The organism is Streptomyces amakusaensis (assembly GCF_039532665.1).
In the GTDB taxonomy this organism is placed as follows: Bacteria; Actinomycetota; Actinomycetes; order Streptomycetales; family Streptomycetaceae; genus Streptomyces; species Streptomyces amakusaensis.
Genome location: NZ_BAAASB010000072.1, coordinates 1 through 1,381 on the forward strand (window position 1 = coordinate 1; position 1,381 = coordinate 1,381).

A 1,381-nucleotide genomic window follows, 5' to 3' on the forward strand; every position below is an offset into this window, starting at 1 on the left:
TGGTCGTCGGCTCGTCCGAGGAATTCGATGTGTCCGTCGGTGCGTCGTCGTGCGAGGTCGCCGGTGCGGTACATGCGGGTGCCGGGGGTGCCGTGGGGGTTGGCGGTGAAGCGTTCGGCGGTGAGGGTGGGTCGGCCGAGGTAGCCGCGGGCGTTTTGGGGGCCGGAGAGGTAGAGCTCGCCGGGGGTGCCGTTGGGTACGGGGTTGAGGTGTTTGTCGAGGATGTGGGCCTGGGTGTTGTCGAGGGGGTGGCCGATGACGGGGGTGGTGGTGTCACTCGTCCGTGCGGTGAGGGCGTCGACGGTGAACTCGGTGGGGCCGTAGTAGTTGACGACCTCGGTCTCAGGGATGGCTCGGAGTTCGGTCCAGAGGGCGGGGGGTATGGCTTCGCCGCCGAGGAGGAGGAGGGGTGGGGTCCAGGTGCCGGTGAGGAGTCCGGCGTCGAGGAGTTGGCGTGTGTAGGAGGGGGTGATGTCGAGGGTGTCGATGTGGTGGTCGCGGGTGTAGGTGACGACGGCGTCGGCGTCGCGTCGTTCGTATTCGTCGAGGATGTGGAGTTCGTGTCCGGCGATGAGCCAGAGGAGTTGTTCCCAGGAGGAGTCGAAGGAGAGGGAGGCGGTGTGGAGTGCGCGGATGCGTCGTCCGAGGCGGTGGGCGACGGGGGTGTAGAGGTGGCGTTCGTGGTCTCGGTAGAGGTGGGTGAGGCCGGTGTGGGTGAGGATGACGCCCTTGGGGCGGCCGGTGGACCCGGAGGTGTAGATCACATACGCGGCGTGATCGCCCTGGATCTCCGTGGTGTCCGGCGGGCCGTCCGGCAGTGCGGCCAGCTCGGCCTGGGTGTCCTCGGAGTCGAGGATGAGGTGGGGGTGGTTGCCGGGGATGGGGGGTGTGGTGCTGGTGGTGATGAGGAGGGTGGGGTTGGCGTCGTGGAGCATGAACTCCAGGCGTTCGGTGGGGTGGTCCAGGTCGAGGGGGAGGTAGGCGGCGCCGGCGGTGAGGACGGCGAGGGTGGCGATGACGGCTTCGGCGGAGCGGGGGATGGCGAGGGCGACGATGTCGTCGGGTCCCACTCCGCGCTGGGTGAGGAGTCGGGTGAGTTGGTTGGTGTGGTGGGCGAGTTCGGCGAAGGTGAGGGTGGTTGATCCGGTGACGACGGCGGTGGTGTCGGGGGTGGCCGTGGTCTGTGCGGCGAGGATTTCCACCACGTTGGTGGCCGGGATCGGGCGGTGGGTGTTGTTCCACTCGGTGAGCCGGGCCTGTTCGGCTTCGTCGAGGAGTTCGAGCGCGGCGATCGGACGGGTCGGGTCGGCGACGGCCTGTTCCAGCAGCCTCAGCAGCCGGTCGGCGAGCGTCCCGACCGTCACCCGGTCGAAGAGATCCG

General features: G+C 68.8%; 1 protein-coding gene. It reads right to left on the reverse strand.

Annotated elements, in window-relative coordinates; all coding sequences use genetic code 11:
- Positions 1-1,364 (reverse strand): amino acid adenylation domain-containing protein (locus tag ABD371_RS35670; RefSeq protein ID WP_344486923.1); only part of this gene is annotated, 1,364 nt, incomplete at its 3' end.
- Positions 1,365-1,381 lie beyond the last annotated feature (17 nt).